The organism is Sphingopyxis witflariensis (assembly GCF_002205635.1).
GTDB lineage: Bacteria > Pseudomonadota > Alphaproteobacteria > Sphingomonadales > Sphingomonadaceae > Sphingopyxis > Sphingopyxis witflariensis.
Map to the genome: position 1 here is coordinate 22,815 of NZ_NISJ01000011.1, position 16,906 is coordinate 39,720.

The following is a 16,906-nucleotide window of genomic DNA, read 5'->3' on the forward strand; positions in this document are numbered from 1 at the left end:
GCACCAGATGACGACCTCCCCCAGCGCGCTCGACGCGCTGCTTTCGACGCTGCGTACCGAAGAGGGCGTGGCGAAGGCGCATATCGACGAAGGATGGATGCAGGGCCGCACCGCTTATGGCGGGATCAGCTCAGCGGTCGCGCTAGCGGGCGCGATGGAGCTGCACCCGACCGAGACGCCGCTGCGCTATGCGCAGATCAGCTTCGTCGGCCCGGTCGGCGGCGATTGCACGATCGCAACGCGCGTGCTGCGGCAGTCGAAGTCGAGCCTGTTCATCGATGCCGGGGTGTCGAGCGATGCGGGCTTTGGCACTGCGGCGGTCTTTGCCTTTTCAGGCGACCGCACGAGCCATGTCGATCATAATCGGCTGACCATGCCCGACGCGCCCGATCCGGAAACGCTCGCGCCGGTGCCCGACCATCATGCACGCCCGCCCTTCACGCGCCATTTCGACATGCGCCCGACGACCGGTCCGCGCTTTGCGTGGAAAAGCGGCGTCGGCGAATATCTGACCTGGGTGCGTTTCGTCGAGGAACCGGCGTGCCATCCCGCAGTCGCGCTGCTCGCGATGGGCGACGCGCTGCCCCCTGCGGCAATGGCGTTGTTCAGTGAGTTCGGGCCGATCAGTTCGATGAACTGGACGGTCAACATGCTGACCGGCACGCCGCAGACCGACGATGGCTGGTGGCTGCTGTCAGCGAAGGCGGGCTATGCACGCGGTGGTTTTTCGGTGCAGGACATGATGATCTGGAACCGCGCCGGTGAGCCGGTGGTCAGCGGCAGCCAGGGGATCGCGATTTACACCTAGGCGAGCGGCAACGAAATCACTGCGTCAAGCCCGCCGCCCTCGCGGTTGGCGAGCGTCAGCGCGCCGCCTTCGCCCTCCGCAATGTCACGAGCGATCGACAGGCCGAGCCCGGCACCACCGGTCGTGCGATTGCGCGATTCCTCGCCGCGCGCGAAGGGTTCGATCAGCGTGCGGATCTGCTCGTCGGTCAAGCCAGGGCCATCGTCGGATATGATGATCCGCGCCTGCCCCCCGGCGATCGCCACCGACAGGCGCGCGCGCATGCCATAGGCGATCGCATTGTCGGCCAGATTGCGCAGCGCGCGCTTGAGCAGCATCGGCCGCACCATGACGTCGGCGTTGGCGATCTCCGCCACCGCGACATCCTTGCCGCGCTCGTGATAGTCGGCCGCCAGTTCGCCGACCAGCGTGCGAAGCCCGACGCGCTCCTGCGCCTCGGTCCCCGCACCCGACCGCGCGAGCGCCAAAATGTCGGTGAGCATTGCGGTCATTTCCTCGATGCTCGCGATCATCTTGTCGCGCAGCACATCGTCGTCGACCTGTTCGACCCGCACGCGCAGGCTGGCGAGCGGGGTACGCAGGTCGTGCCCAACCGCGCCGAGCATCCGGTCCTTGTCCGACAGCATCGTCACGATCCGGCCGCGATAGGCGTTGAAGGCGCTGATCAGGTCGCGGACGTCCGACGGCCCTTCCTCCTTCAGCGGCTGGGCGTCACGCAGCCCCGGGTTCGTTCGCACCGCGCGCGTCAACTCGCGCAGCGGCCGCGCAACGCGCCACGCAATCAGCATGATCGGGACGAGCAGCAACAGGTAAAGCGACAGCGTCTGCCACACCAGAAATCCCTGCAATCCGTCGCCGCCCGCGGGCATGCGGGTGCGGACGACATAATAGCGGCCATCGACGTCGGCCGACACCATCACCGTCCGCCACGGATATTTTCCGGCCTTGGCATGCGGCCGCTGGGACAGTGCCCAGGCTTCGACCGTGCGCGGACGCAGGTCCGCCTCGACGAGCAGTCCCGACACATAATCGGCGAGATCGGGCAGCGCCACAGCATGCGGCGGAACGCGCGGCGGATGATCGAGAACGCGGAAGCGCTGGCCGCGTTCGCGCGCATCGCGATGGTCGGGTTCGACGACGCCGCGCCGGTCGCGGTCGATCACATCGACGATCCGCCCGACCGCCATGCCGCCGCCATGCGCCAGCATCTGCTGCTTCTGCCCCCGCGCCAGCATGGTGAAATTGATCGCCTGCGCCACGAACAGCATCACCGCGACGGCAAAGACCAGCTGGCCGATCAGGCTTTTGGGCCACAGGCGGAGTTTCACGCTGCGGGGCCCATCCGCTTGACCTCACAGGCGAGCGTATAGCCACCGCCCCACACGGTCTTGACGATCTGGGGGCGTGCGGGGTCGTCCTCGATCTTCTTGCGCAGCCGACTGACCAGATTGTCGATAGCACGATCGAAAATATCGGCCTCGCGCCCGCGCACGAGGTCGAGCAGCCGGTCGCGGCTCATCACCTGACGCGGATGGCGGACCAGCGCCTGAAGCAGGTGGAACTCGCCCGACGACAGCGCGACTTCATGCCCCGCCTCATCGACCAGCACACGTTCGACCTCGCGCAGCACCCAGCGGCCAAAGGCGTAGCTGGTGCCCGTCGCATCGATCGCGCGGCCGCCCTGCTGCGTCCGGCGCAGCACGGTGCGGATACGCGCGACCAGTTCGCGGGGGTTGAAGGGTTTGACGACATAATCGTCGGCGCCGATTTCCAGCCCGATGATCCGTTCAGTATCCTCGGCGCGCGCAGTCAGCAGGATGACGGGAATGCTGCTTGTCTCGCGCAAATGACGGGTCAGCGACAATCCGTCTTCGCCGGGCATCATGATGTCGCTGACGACCAGATCGACGCTCTGCGCGCGCAGCACCGAGCGCGCCTCGGCGGCATTTGCGGCGTCGGTGACGGCAAAGCCCTGCGCGGTCAGATATTCGGCCAGCGGTTCGCGGATCGACGGTTCGTCGTCGATCAGCAGGATGCGGGGCATGTCGCTATCGGTCATCTTGCATCCGTCATTCATACAGGTTCGCCCACCGGCCAAGGGTCGATGGGCGATACCGTGCTGGCAGGGACCGGTGGCAAAGGCAATGGCGGGAGGGGGAAAGCCTGCCCGTCGCCACCGGTCCCGGCCGAAGGCTTAGTTGCTCGCGGGGGGAGCCGACGGGGCGCCGCGCTTGCCGCGCATTGCCTGACGGGCGGCCTGGCGTTCCTCTGCGGTCACCTGACCATCCTTGTTCGCGTCCAGGCGGTCGAAGCGGGCGAGCGACGCGGTGGTGAATTCAGCCTGGCTGATCGCCTTGTCGCCGTTGGTGTCCGACTTCATCCAGCCACCCATTCCGCCGTGGTGACCGCCGCGCTTGCCATGATGGCCGCGCATTCCGTCACCGCGCTTGCCGCCGCGGGCTTCGCCGGCATCGGCACGCTTCGCGCCACGTTCGGCACGCTTGGCGGCACGATCGGCACCATGCTGGTCCCATTCAGCCTTGCTGACGCTGCCGTCCTTATTGGCATCGAGCGTGGCAAAACGCTTCGCCTGCATTTCGGCGCGCTGCGCGGCGCGGTCGGTGGCGTCGATCTTGCCATCCTTGTTGGCGTCCATCCGGGCGAACATCTGCGTGGCCGATGCCTGCGCCTCGGCGCGGGTCAGCACTCCATTGCCGTCGGCGTCGCCCATGTGGCGGTCGCCACCCGGGGCGGCGAGAACGGGTACGGCGATCAACGCGGCACCCAGCGTAAGAAGGGAAATCTTCGTTTTCACGTCACGAACTCCTGTCAAAGGACCCAAAGGGGCGGTCCCGATGACAGCGTTCTAGGCGACACTTGTCCCAGCGGCTTGCCGGATTTGCGAAAAATTGTCGCAAATTGTCGCAAAATCGATGCTCCGTTCATGTCGCCGCAAGCAGCGCCAGACGGATGCACCGATCCTGCGTCTGTTATGATCCTGCGTCTGTTATCCGTCAGGGGCTGACGGGCTCGTCGTCATTATCGTTGTTGTCGATGATGATCGCTGCCGTCACCCCGCCAATCAGACCGATTAATCCGATGATCCAGCTCGCATTGCCGCCCAGATCATTCTCACCGCTCACCTCCGAAGAGGCGCGGGCACCCGATGCGGCCGAAGCGGCCATCGGCGCCGCAACCATCGAGATGGCGGCGAGCGATATTGCTATTTTCCTGAATTTGGACATGAAATCCTCCGTGCTGACGATAGGCTTGGACGAACAATAGCAACGAACGTCACGGTCAATTGATCCCGCTCAAAGCCTATTGTTGCCGCCATTCGACCGCTAATCTGCACGATCCACAGATGTTGCCGATCACGCGCACCTCGTCCACATAGCGGCGGTGAGCAATTCCCCAAGCACAGCTTTCGTCCCCAAACGCGGACGCCCCAAAGCCGGTCAGGTCGCGGCGATCGAACAGACCATCCTGTCGACCGCGCGCCGCATGTTTCTGGAAGACGGTTATGATGCCGCGGCGATGGAGGGCGTGGCGGCGGCGGCTGGCGTGTCGAAAGGCACGCTTTATGCGCGCTACCCGTCGAAACCTGCATTGTTCAAGGCCGTCGTCGAGGCGGCTGTCGAAGGCTGGTCCGAGGCCGCCGCAATCGAAGAGCAGTTGCTGACCGACGATATTGCCGTGCGACTGCACCATCATGGCCGGACAATCGCCCGTTCACTGGTCAATCCGGAGATTCAGGCGTTTCAGCGCCTGATCATCGTCAACGGCGAGCGCTTTCCCGAACTGTCTGGCGCGATGTACGCCATGGGCTATCTATATATGATTGACCTGCTGCGACGCGATATAGAGGCCGCGGCGGCACGAGACGGCCTGAAGGTGCGCGACGCGAACGGCGTGGCGCATCATATGCTCGCGGCGATCACCGGCTGGTACTCGGCCGAGACCATTGTTCGCGAGATTCCCGCCACCGAAGTCGAGGCATTTGCTGCGCGGGTCGTCGACCTGCTGCTCCTCGCACGGTCCGCATGGTGAGCGAAGCGGTATTACCGCAGCTGTTCACCTGAGCCTCGCCTGCCGGTCGACTGGAAGGACTGATGGCTAGTCAAAACACCGCCACCGAGCGGGCGGCGGCGCTTTGACGGACTATTTCCGGCTGGCATCCTCTGCCACGGTAAAACTGGCCATGCCGAATATCGAGCGTCCCGGCCCTTCGGGCATTGCATCGAGCAAAAGTCCGAGTTTGCCGCCCTGCGGCCGATAGGGGGCAAAATGGCCGCCCAGTTCCATGACGCCCGGCTGCGCCCGGTCGAAGCGCGGCCAGTTCGGCACAGCGGACCCGTTCGGATTGCCTGACTTCACAAAATTCGCCCAATATGTGGACATATTATGTGCGATTGCGTGATCGTCGGCGGAGAAGTTTCGCCACGGCGAAGCGCCGAGCGAATTGAAGACATAGGGAATCTCCGCCGAGTGGAAGGCCCCGAACATCGCCGACCCCGGCCCCGGTTCGCTATGCGTGAAATAATAAGCGAACAGCGGGCCACGATGGGCCTTTGCCCAGTCGATCACCGACGCGAGGCTGACCGGCCCCCACCGAGTGGTCCGGGTGGATTGTTAGTGCATTGACGCCTCCCTCGCCAGTGTTGGCCGTAGGTGGAGCGAAGCGGAACCGGAGGGCAACACTGGCGAGGGAACGGCCTCCGGCGCCGGTGGCCGATATCCCAGCGAGCTGTGCGGCCGGACGGTGTTGTAATGTCGCCGCCAGGCCTCGATCAGGATCCGGGCCTCGGCGAGCGAGTAGAAGATTTCGCCGTTGAGCAGTTCATCGCGCAGCGATCCGTTGAAGCTTTCGCAATAGCCATTCTCCCAGGGCGATCCGGGCGTGATGTAGAGCGTCTTCACACCGACCTTCGCCAGCCATTCCTGCACTGCCGTGGCAATAAACTCCGGCCCATTGTCAGACCTGATATGCGCTGGTGGCCCGCGCGTGACGAACAGTTCGGCCAGCGCCGCCAGCACGTCGTCGCTCTTGAGTTTACGCGCCACGGGCAACGCCATGCACTCCCGGCTCGCCTCGTCGATGATCGACAGGATACGATATTTGCGACCATCGTGGGTGCGGCCCTCGACGAAGTCGTAGGACCAGACATGGCCGGGATACTCTGGCCGAAGCCGGATGCACGATCCGTCATTCAGCCAGAGCCGCCCGCGTTTCGGTTGTCTTTGCGGCACCTTCAGCCCCTCGCGTCGCCAGATGCGCTCGACTCGCTTGCGGTTCACATGCCACCCCGCATCGCGCAGCAACGCCGTCACCCGGCGATAGCCATAACGACCATATTGCCGCGCCAGCGCAATGATATCCTCGGTAAGAGCCGCTTCGTCATCTGCCCCGCGGGGCGCCTTGCGCTGTGTCGATCGGTGCTGCCCGAGTACGCGGCAGAGCCGCCGCTCGGACACCGGAATCATCGTTCTGATGTGGTCGATACAGCGCCTTCGGCGCGCGGGGCTCAGAAGTTTCCCCGGGCAGCTTCCTGCAATATCAGCTTGTCCAAAGTGAGGTCGGATATCGCACGCCGAAGCCGAAGATTCTCCTTCTCCAGGTCCTTCATCCGACGCGCCTGGTCGGTTTTCAGGCCGCCATATTCCTTGCGCCACCGATAATAGGTCTGCTCGCTGACCGCGATCCGGCGACACGCTTCAGCCGTCGTGGCGCCCTGCGCCAGCACAACCTCCGCTTCACGCAGCTTGCCAATAATCTCTTCCGGGCGATGCTTCTTGCTCGGCATTCATAATCTCCTTCGTAATCCAAAATATCATCAATTTTGGACCACTCAGAAGGGGGCAGATCATTGCGACCTTACCCATTCTGTTAAATTTACTGTTTTTATATCAATGATATACCACGATATTTACGACTCACCCGTCACATTCACAAACAAATCAGCCGATCGCCAGTGAGACTAGGTAGTGAAATGATAACATTACCCTAATGTTCTATCATCATAACATTTGAACATGATTATCATGAAATATGATGCAATATCATAAACTCGCCAGAACTGTCTGATTCGACAAAATTTCCAGAACGATCAGATTGCCTTACCGATACAAGGCTTGCGTAGTCGCAAATCTCTAGAGAATCCGACATTGTCAAAATCCCATTTTGATACGAACAAGAAATTAACCAGTTACGGCTTCCCTCTTCTCGTGATCTAATTCGTAACATCTATTCACGCTTATCTTATCTCGCAAGTACAATCGAATATATCGCACGAAGGGCATGTCACACCGCATGGCTGACTTACCCTGCGCTACCTTGTTCAAATGCCCAGTACGAAGTCCGCGGCACCAAAAGCAGAGACGTGCGCGCCTGGGATTTCATGTCATTGGTAGGAAACCGCGCTGGCGACCGCAGTCCCACGGGGCGCGACACGGCTTAAAGCGCGCATCGTCGATGGTGGAGATCGCAGCCGCAACCTCTCACGCTCGCATCGACGGCTCATTGATATGGCTCTTTAGATTAAGAGCAGATGCCGCCATCACATGGTGACGCGCGAAGCCGCGACAGCTCGTCGTCCTTTTTCGGGGCCGAATGGCCGGTGACTTGCACTTCCTGCAGATCGGGGCCCGCTTGGAGCAAGGCGCGGATCCCCGGACAAATCCGGGATGCCTGGTTATTTCGTAAAGCAGGCTGCACTTTGCGACGCGATCAAGCTGACCCGCGAAGGCCGTGATGGCGGGCGCCACCATAATGCCGCCCGCCACCCTGGTGGTTTAGAATTTGAACCCGACCTCGACATAGATTTCGCGCGGATTGTCGACGAAGGCCGACATGTCGGCAAGGACGCCGGGGCCAGCGGTTCCGGTCCCCGATCCGCCCGCGAAGGGAATATCATTCGCGGCGGTGACGACCAGTTCGTTGGTCAGGTTGCGGCCGATCAGGCCGATCGTCCAGCGGTCGTCGGGACCGTTGAGCCGCAGCGCCGCATCGATCTTGGTAAAGGCGGACTGGACTCCGTCGGGACGCAACGTGTCGGTGAAATTATATTTGCCGGTGTAAGTGACGTCGCTCGACAGCTGCAGCGTCCAGCCCGACGCGTTGAGCGGCAGGTCATAGCTGGCACCGATCCGTCCCGCGAAACGCGGCGCCTTTGGCGGGGTGCGGCCGTCATAGTCCTGGCTGGTGAAGGCACCGCCCTGCCCCGCCAGCAGATTACAGCCCGCAGCCACGGTCTGCCCGCCATAGCATTGGCCGACATAGTCCTTGTACTTCGCATCATTGAATGCCGCTGCGCCGCGCAGCGAGAAGCCGCCCGAGCGCCAGTTGAAGTCGCCCTCGATGCCCTTGACGCGCAAGGTGCCGGCATTGGCGACGACCTGACCAATGGTGACCGGATCGAAATTCTGCACCTGCAGGTCAAGATAGTCATAATAATAAGCGGTGGCGTTGAGCGACAGCGCGCCCCCCATCAGGATGGCGCGCGCGCCAACCTCGCCGCCCCGAGCGCGTTCGGCGCCATATTCGCCGGCCGCGACTGTCGCCGCAGGAGTCAGCGTCTGCGAGATATTGAACCCGCCGGATTTGAAGCCTTCCTTATAAGCCGCGTAGAAGGTCAGGTCGCGTGACGGCTTGTAGCGAAGCGTGACCTGCGGCGAGAGGTCGGTCTCGCGGTAACGGTCGTCGAGACGCAAACCGGCAGGGAAAGCACCCGCAAAGGCTGCGTTTGCGGGCAAGGAAGACTGATAGCTGTTGCGCGCTTCATAGCTCCAGCGCGCACCACCCGCGAGTTCGATCGTGTCGGTCAGATTGGCCGTCACTTCGCCGAACGCCGACATCGAGCTGCCGGTAAAACCATTGTCCCGCTTAAAGGTCGTGAAGGTCGGGTTGCCGGCAGCGGCCGGCAACGGGAAGATATAAGCATCGGTGTTGAAGATGAACTTGTTGCTCGATGCAAACAGGCCGAACAGCATGTTGACCGGGCCGTCCCATTTCGACTGAAAACGCAGTTCCTCGGCGGTCTGGCGATAATCGGCAAGCTGCGAGAAGCTGGCCGGATAGGCTTCGCCCGACACGTTGCTGAGATCGGTCTGCTTGAAGCGATAATAGGAGGTGATCGACGTAACGTCGAACACGTCGCTGGTCAGCGTCGCGGTCAAAATACCGTAACCCGACTTCAGTCGCGAATACATATGGCCATCGCCGGCGTAACGATAATCGGCCTGCGCGACCGTCAGCGGCAGCGTCGCATTGTCCGACCGGCCATTGATCGCACAATCGGCATTGGGGCTCGGCGGGATTCCGTTGGCGGTGAAGGGCGTGGTGCGCCCACCGCCGCAGATGCGTTCGATAATATCGCTCGGGCCGCCATCTTTCTGGTCGGTGTAGCCGGTCTTGACCTGGAAGGTCAGATTGTCGGTCGCATCCCAATCGACCGTCGCACGGCCGCTGTAGGTCCGGCCGCCGCCGCGATATTTGCTGTTGCGGTGGCGCTCCAGACCGAAGGGATCGAGATAGGTCGCTGCCGCAGTGTTGGTGAAGGCGCCTTCGCTTTCAGAGACGCGGAATGCGAGGCGTGCGCGCAGGCCCTCGGCGATCGGGCCCGAGATAAAGCCCTCGCCATATTTTTCCTGCGCTTCGAAGCCGTAACCCGCCTTGAACCCGGCTTCGAACACGTCGCGCGGATTGTTGGTCGATACCGCGATCAGGCCGCCGGTCGCATTCTTGCCGAAGAACAACGCCTGTGGCCCCTTGAGCACTTCGACGCGCTGGACGTCATATTGGCTGAGGCTGATTTCGCGGCCGCGGCTCATCGGCATGCCATCAACGACGAAGGAGACCGACTGATCGAAACCGGCGCTGAGCGCGGTCGAGCCGACGCCGCGCAGGAAGATGCTGGCCGACGAACCCGATGCGGCCTTACCCGCGACCATCGTCGGGACGAGCGACGCCATGTCGCTGAATTCGGTGACGGCATAATTGGAGAGCTGCGCGCCCCCCAGCGCGGTGATCGCAACGGGCGCGTCAATCAGGCGTTCGTCGCGGCGGCGCGCGGTAACGATGATTTCGCCTTCGACCGGCGCATTGACGGCTTCGTCGGCAGTGGGTGCCGGATCGCTGACCTGGGCCTGCGCCTGAGCGGGGACGGCCAATCCGGCCGTAACGATGATCGACGCCAGGCAGGCGTGGCGAATGGCACGAAGCGAAGCACTGCGATTCATGACGGTCCTCTCCAGATAAAAAAGCGGGCCGTCACCTGCGGCCTTGGCCATTAACCTACGCTCATTAGATTTAAAGTCAATCGCTAAAAATAACGTCGTAAGGTTTACGTGGGTGACCTCGATCTGGCTGTTAAGCAGTAATTTTGCTTGGCATGGCGGGCTTGCCCTGGCCCAGAACACGCCGCGCAAAAGCGATGACACCGTCGTTGAAAGCATCGTTGCGGTCGCCCGCGACCATATGGCCGGCACCCGCCACGTCGAGCAGTTGGAGCCGCGGAACCTGCCGGCGAAAGGCTTCAACCCCCGCATCGCTGACGACATCGCTCGACAGGCCGCGCACGAGCAGCACGGACAGGTCCGAAGACGATTCGAGACTATGCGCCGCCTCGCGAACGACGCTTTGATGAAACTCGGACTGCGTTTCGAGAATCCGGGGGTCCCAGTGCCAGCGCAGCCGGCCATCATTCCCCTCGCGCAGATTCTTCATGAGGCCGCGGCCCGCGGCCGGGCGCGCACGCTCAGGATTATAGGCAGCGACCGCATCCGCCGCCTCATCCACCGAGGCAAAGCCATCGGGATGGCCGCGCATGAAGGAAATAATGCGATCGATGCCCCGCGCATCGGGTTCGGGGACAATATCGACAAGGACAAGGCCGGCCGGCTTTAGCCCCTGCGCGATCGCAACGATCGAAGTCGCCCCGCCGAGCGAGGCGCCGACGAGAATGAAAGGCGCGTTGAGGTCGGCAGTCACGGCCGCCAGATCGGCCGCCCGATCCGATAGCGCATAGGCGCCGGTCGGCGACCAGTCGCTTTCGCCATGCCCGCGCGCGTCGAAATTGATGACCTGAAAGCCCTCGGCCAGCAGCCGCTCGACCGCCCTGCTCCAGCTGTGCCGCGTCTGCCCGCCACCATGGAGAAAAATGACCGCCGGCGCGGCCGGGTCGCCGCCCCGGTCGGCAACCAATTTGACGCCATCCTGCGCGACGAAAACCATATGCTGCAAACCGTTCGTCATCGGGGCTCCACTCCTGCTTGCCAAAGCCTTGCGCTCGGCCTTATCTAACATCAATAGTTTTATTGCTAATGGGAGAGAGTGCATGATCCAATTCGACTTCAGCGGCAAGACCACGCTGGTCACCGGCGGCACGCAGGGGATCGGCCTGGGCATCGCGACCGCCTTTGCCGACAGCGGCGCCCATGTGATCATCAGCGGGACGCGCCCAGAGGCCAGCGACTATGCCGACGACCTGTCGCGCTTCAACTATATCCAGGCGCGCCTCGATCAACCTGCCGATCGTGCCAAACTGGTCGAGGCGGCTGGGCCAATCGATATCCTCATCAACAACGCCGGCCAGTCGCATCCCGATGAATATTCGATGGAGGGCTATGGCCGGGTCATCGACGTCAATCTGAATGCCGCGGTCGAGCTTTGCTATCTTTGCCATCCCGGCCTGCGCGAACGCGGCGGAACGATCGTCAATATCGGGTCCTGCGCCAGCTTCATCGCGATCGGCTATGCCCCCGCCTACACCGCCAGCAAGACGGGGCTGCTTGGCTTCACCCGCGCGGTCGCCGACCAGTGGGCGCGTGACGGCGTGCGCGTCAACATGGTCGCACCCGGCTTTATCGAAACGCGCATGACCGCCGGAGTTCGCGAAGATGAGCGGAAGAGCGAGGCGATGCTGCGCGCCATTCCCGCGCGGCGTTACGGAACGCCCGCCGAGGTTGCGGCCGCGACGCTGTTTCTCGCCGCGCCGCAAGCTTCCTATATCACGGGCCAGAGCATCGTGGTGGATGGCGGGCTGTTGATCCGCTGACGATCCAAAACCTTCTTCTTTTAGGCTGGCCCTTCGCCGCCCGCGCTGCCATGAGCAGCTAAAGCAACAGGAAATAGCCGTGGCACGACCTTCGAAACCCCTGATCTCGCGTAGCGGTGCGGCGCAGGCCGCGCTCGACGTCATCGACGAGCATGGTCTTGAAGAATTGAGCCTGGGCCTCGTCGCGAAGAAGCTCGGCGTCCGCCCGCCCTCGCTCTATCATCATTTCAAGGACAAGTCGGAGCTGTTGCAGGAGGTCGCGCGCATCATGCTGGTGCGGATGCCGGTGATCGCGGCGACGGGCCAGTCGTTCGAGGAACAGATTATCGCGCGCTGCGTCGCGACGCGGCAGACCTTGCTCCAACACACGAACGCCGCGCCGCTGATCCTGCGCTACTTCCCCCGCCACATGCTGCTCGCCGCCTATGACCGCGCCACGTCGGAAGAGCCGTATCCGACAGCGATCCAGATGACCGTCCTCGATGCGGTCGAAAAATACACCTATGGTGCCGCGCTGTTCGAAGCATCTGCGCGCGCACGCGGGATCGACCCGATGCCGCCGGTCGATAGCGAAAAATATCCGAGTCTGGCGCAAGCCGTCGCCGACAATCCATTCGACGACGAACAGCTTTTCGTCGAATCGCTGCGGCTCTTTCTCGCCGGGGTGCGCGAACGCATCCGCACGGGCAGCATCGGCCAACCGCTCGAATAACGCGCCCCCTCCCCCCTATGGGACGATATTGCCGAAGATCGCCGAGCTGACCGTCGGCGCACCGGGACCACCCGCGAGCAGACCGATTTTCGCGTCGGGCACCGGGTTCGCCGACTCCCCGCGCAATTGCTTCACCGCCTCGATCGCGGTTCCGATGCCGTGGATGAAGCCTTGCGCGAAATTTCCGCCGCCGGTGTTGGCCGGCAGCTTGCCGGTCGGCGCGATCAGATTGTCGAAGCGGATGACCTCGGCGACATTTTCATAGGTGCAAAAGCCATGGTCGATGAGCGACGCGACGCCTTGGGCGCTGAAATTCTCGTAAAGCTGGACGACGTCGATATCGGCGGGTGACAGCCCGGTATCGGCATAGAGCCGCCGCGCGATCGGGCGGAAGCCGGCGGTCGGATAGAGCGCCTCATCGTCATTTTCGAGCAGGTCGCCCCAGCCCTTTTCGGCGCCGTTGGCGCAGCCGAGCAGATAGACCGGCGGCTTTTTCAGGTCGCGCGCGCGTTCGGCCGACACCATCAAGAAAGCCCCTGCCCCGTCATTTTCACGGCTGCAATCGAACAGACGGAAGGGCTCGGCGATCCAGCGCGAGTTTCGCATCGCGTCGAGATCAAGCTCGCGGCCATAGGCCACCGCATCGGGATTGCGCGATCCATGATAATAGGAAGCGCGGACCAGTTCCTCGGCGACCGCGCGCGAAACGCCATGATGCTCGTACATCCGGTTGGCGCGGATCGCGCAGACCTGTGCCGGCGCAACGATGCCCGCCGCGAGCATATGATCGTTGAGGTGATGCGCCATCACCGCCGCCGACAAGCGCCCGCTCGATCCTTCGACCAGCGCCCGGAAGACGATGACCGCGCTCGCCTGTCCCGATATGATTGCCGCCGCAGCCAACCCGAATGCGCCGGCGATGCCGCCGCCCCCGCCGCCCCAGACCATGCTCGACCATTTAAGCTCGCGCGTGCCGAGATCGGACATCAACCGCACGGGTTCGTTATGGTCGTCGCCATAAGAGACGAAGCCGTCGACATCGGCGGGGTCGAAGCCCGCGTCGGCGCAGGCGTCGATCACAGCCTGAGTCAGAACGCCGCGTTCGGGAAGCGGCGATGTGCCGCGCTTATACTGCCGCACGCCAATGCCCGCGACGGCGGTGCTGCCATAGAGCGGGGTCATGCGTTGCGGCTCCAGATGATCGTGGGAATGTCGCGGTTTTCGACGCGCGTGCTGCCGATACGGCCGCTGATCGCCTCGCCAATCTGCGGGTCGAGCTGATCGGGATCGTCGAGCCGCCCAAGCAGGCGGATATCGCAATCATCGACGGTGGCGACGATCGACACGAACGGCAGGTCGAGCGCTTCGGTAAAGCCAAAGCGATGCCAGGTTCGTGTCCAGGAGAATATCGTGCCCGTCATCGCGCGTTCGATCCACGCGACCTGGATGCTGCCACAAGAGCCGCATCGGTCGCTCGCCGGCCACAGCCAGGTGCCGCAAGCCTCACAGCGCGGCAGCATCAGGGCGCCGTCGGCGAGGCCATTCCAATAAGGCGCGTCGGCGCCGTCGATCAACAACATATCAGGCTGGATTCCATTCGATGGGCAAGGATTCGAGCGCCATCACCGTGCCGATACGAAAGGCATGGCGTTCGCCGGGTGTCGCGCGAAAGGCGGGGATGCGCTTCACCCACTCCTCGGTCAGGATACGCAATTCGGCGCGCCCCAGGACATGGCCGATGCACAGATGCGGTCCCGATGAGAAGGTCAGATGCGCGGTCTTTTTGCGATCGAGGTCAAAGGCGTTAGGTGACGCGAATTTCGCCGGATCGCGGCTGCCGAGGCAAAGGATGTTGAGCAGCATCTCGCCCTCGCGAAACTTCGCCTCGCCGATGTCGCGATCCTTGACCACCAGCCGCGGCGTGTTGACGACCCCGTAGAGGCGTATCGCTTCGTCGGTGAAGGCGGGGATCAGCGACCGGTCCGCGGCAAGCCGCGCCTGCACGTCGGGCATTTGCGCGAGCTGCTGAAAGGCAAAGCCGGTCACATTGGTCACCGTGTCCATGCCGCCGAGGAAGAGCACGAAGCTCATCGCCAAAATCTCGTCGTCGCTCATCGTCCGGTCGCCGACATCGACCTGGATGAAATGCGACATCAGCTTGTCATCGGGCGCGGCTTTTTTCGCCGCGATCAGCGCTTTGAGTTCACCGAGGATCAGTGCGCTGAGACGGCCCAATTCGGCTTCGTCATTCTGCGCCGAGAAGAAATTTTCGGCGAGATGGCGGAAATCCTGAAGCCGTGACAGGTCCATGCCCATCAATTCCATGAACACGCTGACCGGAAAGATTTTCGACACATCAGCCTGAAAGTCGCATGCGCCCTTCGCAGCAACCGCCTCGACCAGTTCGGCCGCCCATTCGCGGATGCGCGGTTCGAGCGCCTTGATCGCGTTCGGTCCGAACATCGGCATCATTGCCTTGCGATACGGCAAGTTTTCGGGCGGATCGAGGCTCAGCGGGATGAAGAAGGGCGGGTTTTCGACACGCGGAATCTGCATTTCGCGGACCGAAAAATGCTCGAAATCGAGGACGACCTGACTAATCGCGTCAAAGCTTTTGACGATCCAATGGCCGCCGTTGAGCCGGGTCCAGAAGATATCGGGTGCGTCGGCCAACGCGGTGGCATAGCTGCCCTGCACATCCTCACCGATGCGCGGATCGGCATAAATGTCGAAATCGAACACCAGATGCGGTGCAATATGCGGCGGCACTGGCGAACCGGCAGCAAGGGGTGCGGTCATCGTACGCGCTCCATATGTTCATGGGCGCCGGCATAGGCTTCGCGCACCGCCGGCTTCGACAATTTCCCGGTCGCGAGACGCGGCAAGGGTTCGGGCGAAAAGGCGACGTAGCGCGGCACCTTATAGTTCGAGAGATTGCAGTTGCAGTGCGCGATCAGCGCCGCGACATCGACCTCGGCCGCAGCGTGATAGACGACAAACGGGGTCTCGCCGAACTTCGCGTCGGGCGCCGCAATCGCGAGCGCCTCGACGATGCCAGGAAATTCGCACACCACCCGCTCGACTTCAGCGGCCGAAATGTTGAGCCCGCCCGAAATGATCAAATCCTTGAGCCGATCGACGAAGGTCAGCAAGCCGCGCTCGTCGAGCGTTCCGATGTCGCCCGAATGAAGCCAGCCCCGCTTGATGACCTTCGCAGTCTCTTCGGGGTTGCGCCAATAGCCCTGCATCATGCCGGGCGAACGCATCAGTATCTCGCCCGCCTCACCGGGATCACAATCGCTTCCGTCGGGACGCACGACGCGCAACTCCATGAAGATGCCGCCCCAGCCGCATTTCTCCGGCTCTTCCAGCGCGAGATGTTCGGGCATCATCGTCGCATTGCCACCGACTTCAGTCTGGCCATAGATTTGCCGGATCGTGATGCCCTTCGCCTTATAGGCGTCGAGCAATTGACGGCTGACCCGCGCCCCGCCCGCGGTCGCAAGGCGGATCGACGACAGATCGGCGTCGGCAAAGCCATCGCAGCGCGCGATGGCCTCGAAAAAGGTCGGCACCGCGCCGAAGCAGTTGATCTTCTCATCCTGCAACAGGCGCAGCATCGCCTCGGGAACGAAGGCGGGTTCCATGAAGATGGTGCAGCCCTGCGTCGTATAATGGATCAGCTGGACGAAACCCGCCGAGGTGTTGAGGGGTGCGAGGCTGATGACGCGCGCGCCCGGCGACGAGGCGGTTTCCTCAAGCGCCCAGTTCGCGGCATAGGCGGTCATCGAACGATTGGTATAGACGACGCCCTTGGGCTTCGCCGTCGAGCCGCTGGTCGCGATGATGACGACCGGTGCATCGGGATCGGGATCATGCGCGACCTTGCCTGGGTCGCCGTGGCGCAGCGCCTCGACCTCGGCCATCGGACGCGGCTCGAGGCCGGCGGCGGTCATATTGCCCACAAACTCGGGCGCGGCGAAGGCAAAGCGCGGCTCGCTCGTTTCGCACAGATCGCGGATTTCGCGCGGGGTGAAGCGAAAATTGACCGGATTGACTATCCCGCCCGCGCGGATGACCCCCATGATCAGCGCGCAATAGGCAAGGCTGTTGGCCGCGCAAATCGCGACGCGGTCGCCGGGTTGCAGCCCGTCGGCCTCCAGCATCGCGGCAACGCGGTCGGACCAGCGCTTGTAATCGCCATAGCTCAGCCGATCGCCGCCTAGCACCACGGCGGGCTGGTCAGGACGCATTCGCGCCCACCATGCAATCGCGCTCGACAAGGTTTGCGCCATATAATCCCTCTCCATCCGGTCTGTCGCCGGTTTGCCA

General features: G+C 62.8%; 16 protein-coding genes. 4 read left to right on the forward strand and 12 right to left on the reverse strand.

Annotated features, from left to right (window positions below; all coding sequences use genetic code 11):
- Positions 1–7: 7 nt before the first annotated feature.
- Positions 8–808, forward strand: a complete 801-nt coding sequence (locus CDQ91_RS16950; RefSeq protein WP_088473885.1) for an acyl-CoA thioesterase — start codon at positions 8–10, stop codon at positions 806–808.
- On the opposite strand, the gene CDQ91_RS16955 is transcribed toward CDQ91_RS16950, so the two are convergent.
- From CDQ91_RS16955 to CDQ91_RS16970, 4 genes are all read right to left on the reverse strand, one after another.
- Positions 805–2,136: a sensor histidine kinase gene (locus CDQ91_RS16955; RefSeq protein ID WP_088473886.1), complete on the reverse strand. Its 1,332-nt coding sequence runs from the start codon at positions 2,134–2,136 to the stop codon at positions 805–807. The two genes, CDQ91_RS16950 and CDQ91_RS16955, sit on opposite strands and share 4 nt — an antisense overlap.
- Entirely contained in the window at positions 2,133–2,867 is a 735-nt protein-coding gene (locus tag CDQ91_RS16960) for a response regulator (RefSeq protein WP_088473976.1), read from the reverse strand. Before CDQ91_RS16960 ends, CDQ91_RS16955 begins: the two co-directional genes overlap by 4 nt.
- 135 nt (positions 2,868–3,002) lie before the next feature.
- A complete protein-coding gene (locus tag CDQ91_RS16965) occupies positions 3,003–3,623 on the reverse strand; it encodes an EF-hand domain-containing protein (RefSeq protein ID WP_088473887.1) in 621 nt (206 codons plus the stop codon).
- A 199-nt stretch (positions 3,624–3,822) separates the two neighbouring features.
- The gene (locus CDQ91_RS16970) at positions 3,823–4,053 is read right to left on the reverse strand and encodes a hypothetical protein (RefSeq protein ID WP_144036807.1); all 231 of its coding nucleotides are present in this window, start codon (positions 4,051–4,053) and stop codon (positions 3,823–3,825) included.
- Between the two features lie 157 nt (positions 4,054–4,210).
- Between CDQ91_RS16970 and CDQ91_RS16975 the strand changes: the two genes are divergently transcribed.
- Positions 4,211–4,858, forward strand: coding sequence for a TetR/AcrR family transcriptional regulator (locus tag CDQ91_RS16975; RefSeq protein WP_158213709.1), 648 nt, complete (start codon positions 4,211–4,213; stop codon positions 4,856–4,858).
- Positions 4,859–4,969: 111 nt separating this feature from the next.
- Here the strand turns inward: CDQ91_RS16975 and CDQ91_RS16980 are convergent, their stop codons facing one another.
- The 4 genes from CDQ91_RS16980 to CDQ91_RS16995 form a co-directional block, all read right to left on the reverse strand.
- On the reverse strand, positions 4,970–5,395 hold the full coding sequence (locus tag CDQ91_RS16980) for a carboxylesterase family protein (protein WP_088473889.1): 426 nt from the start codon (positions 5,393–5,395) through the stop codon (positions 4,970–4,972).
- A gap of 45 nt (positions 5,396–5,440) precedes the next feature.
- Positions 5,441–6,612, reverse strand: a protein-coding gene (locus CDQ91_RS16985) for an IS3 family transposase (protein WP_088470872.1) whose coding sequence is annotated in 2 segments (ribosomal slippage) — positions 5,441–6,348 and positions 6,348–6,612 — 1,173 coding nt in all. Because the reading frame shifts where the segments join, the coding sequence is not laid out codon by codon here.
- Between the two features lie 988 nt (positions 6,613–7,600).
- Positions 7,601–10,045: a TonB-dependent receptor gene (locus tag CDQ91_RS16990; RefSeq protein ID WP_088473978.1), complete on the reverse strand. Its 2,445-nt coding sequence runs from the start codon at positions 10,043–10,045 to the stop codon at positions 7,601–7,603.
- Between the two features lie 130 nt (positions 10,046–10,175).
- Entirely contained in the window at positions 10,176–11,060 is an 885-nt protein-coding gene (locus tag CDQ91_RS16995; RefSeq protein WP_237246025.1) for an alpha/beta fold hydrolase, read from the reverse strand.
- Positions 11,061–11,142: 82 nt separating this feature from the next.
- On the opposite strand from CDQ91_RS16995, the gene CDQ91_RS17000 reads away from it, so the two are divergent.
- Both CDQ91_RS17000 and CDQ91_RS17005 read left to right on the forward strand, forming a co-directional pair.
- Complete coding sequence (locus CDQ91_RS17000; protein WP_088473890.1) at positions 11,143–11,862, forward strand: SDR family NAD(P)-dependent oxidoreductase; 720 nt, start codon at positions 11,143–11,145, stop codon at positions 11,860–11,862.
- 79 nt (positions 11,863–11,941) lie between these two features.
- Positions 11,942–12,574: a TetR/AcrR family transcriptional regulator gene (locus CDQ91_RS17005; RefSeq protein WP_088473891.1), complete on the forward strand. Its 633-nt coding sequence runs from the start codon at positions 11,942–11,944 to the stop codon at positions 12,572–12,574.
- 15 nt (positions 12,575–12,589) lie between these two features.
- Here the strand turns inward: CDQ91_RS17005 and CDQ91_RS17010 are convergent, their stop codons facing one another.
- From CDQ91_RS17010 to CDQ91_RS17025, 4 genes are read right to left on the reverse strand one after another with little or no spacing between them, the layout of a single operon-like run.
- A complete protein-coding gene (locus tag CDQ91_RS17010) occupies positions 12,590–13,756 on the reverse strand; it encodes a thiolase C-terminal domain-containing protein (RefSeq protein WP_088473892.1) in 1,167 nt (388 codons plus the stop codon).
- Positions 13,753–14,154 (reverse strand): Zn-ribbon domain-containing OB-fold protein, encoded by a 402-nt coding sequence (locus tag CDQ91_RS17015; RefSeq protein ID WP_088473893.1) that lies wholly within the window; start codon positions 14,152–14,154, stop codon positions 13,753–13,755. Before CDQ91_RS17015 ends, CDQ91_RS17010 begins: the two co-directional genes overlap by 4 nt.
- Before the next feature lies 1 nt (position 14,155).
- A complete protein-coding gene (locus CDQ91_RS17020) occupies positions 14,156–15,373 on the reverse strand; it encodes a cytochrome P450 (RefSeq protein ID WP_088473894.1) in 1,218 nt (405 codons plus the stop codon).
- Positions 15,370–16,869 (reverse strand): class I adenylate-forming enzyme family protein, encoded by a 1,500-nt coding sequence (locus tag CDQ91_RS17025; protein WP_088473895.1) that lies wholly within the window; start codon positions 16,867–16,869, stop codon positions 15,370–15,372. The genes CDQ91_RS17020 and CDQ91_RS17025 overlap by 4 nt, the downstream gene beginning before the upstream one ends.
- Positions 16,870–16,906 lie beyond the last annotated feature (37 nt).

Coding starts and splice junctions, on each gene's coding strand:
- CDQ91_RS16950 (WP_088473885.1), top strand. CDS start 8: ATGACGACCTCCCCCAGCGCGCTCGACGCGCTGCTTTCGACGCTGCGT.
- CDQ91_RS16995 (WP_237246025.1), bottom strand. CDS start 11,060: ATGACGAACGGTTTGCAGCATATGGTTTTCGTCGCGCAGGATGGCGTC.
- CDQ91_RS16960 (WP_088473976.1), bottom strand. CDS start 2,867: ATGACCGATAGCGACATGCCCCGCATCCTGCTGATCGACGACGAACCG.
- CDQ91_RS17020 (WP_088473894.1), bottom strand. CDS start 15,373: ATGACCGCACCCCTTGCTGCCGGTTCGCCAGTGCCGCCGCATATTGCA.
- CDQ91_RS17025 (WP_088473895.1), bottom strand. CDS start 16,869: ATGGCGCAAACCTTGTCGAGCGCGATTGCATGGTGGGCGCGAATGCGT.
- CDQ91_RS16990 (WP_088473978.1), bottom strand. CDS start 10,045: ATGAATCGCAGTGCTTCGCTTCGTGCCATTCGCCACGCCTGCCTGGCG.
- CDQ91_RS17010 (WP_088473892.1), bottom strand. CDS start 13,756: ATGACCCCGCTCTATGGCAGCACCGCCGTCGCGGGCATTGGCGTGCGG.
- CDQ91_RS17015 (WP_088473893.1), bottom strand. CDS start 14,154: ATGTTGTTGATCGACGGCGCCGACGCGCCTTATTGGAATGGCCTCGCC.
- CDQ91_RS16970 (WP_144036807.1), bottom strand. CDS start 4,053: ATGTCCAAATTCAGGAAAATAGCAATATCGCTCGCCGCCATCTCGATG.
- CDQ91_RS17000 (WP_088473890.1), top strand. CDS start 11,143: ATGATCCAATTCGACTTCAGCGGCAAGACCACGCTGGTCACCGGCGGC.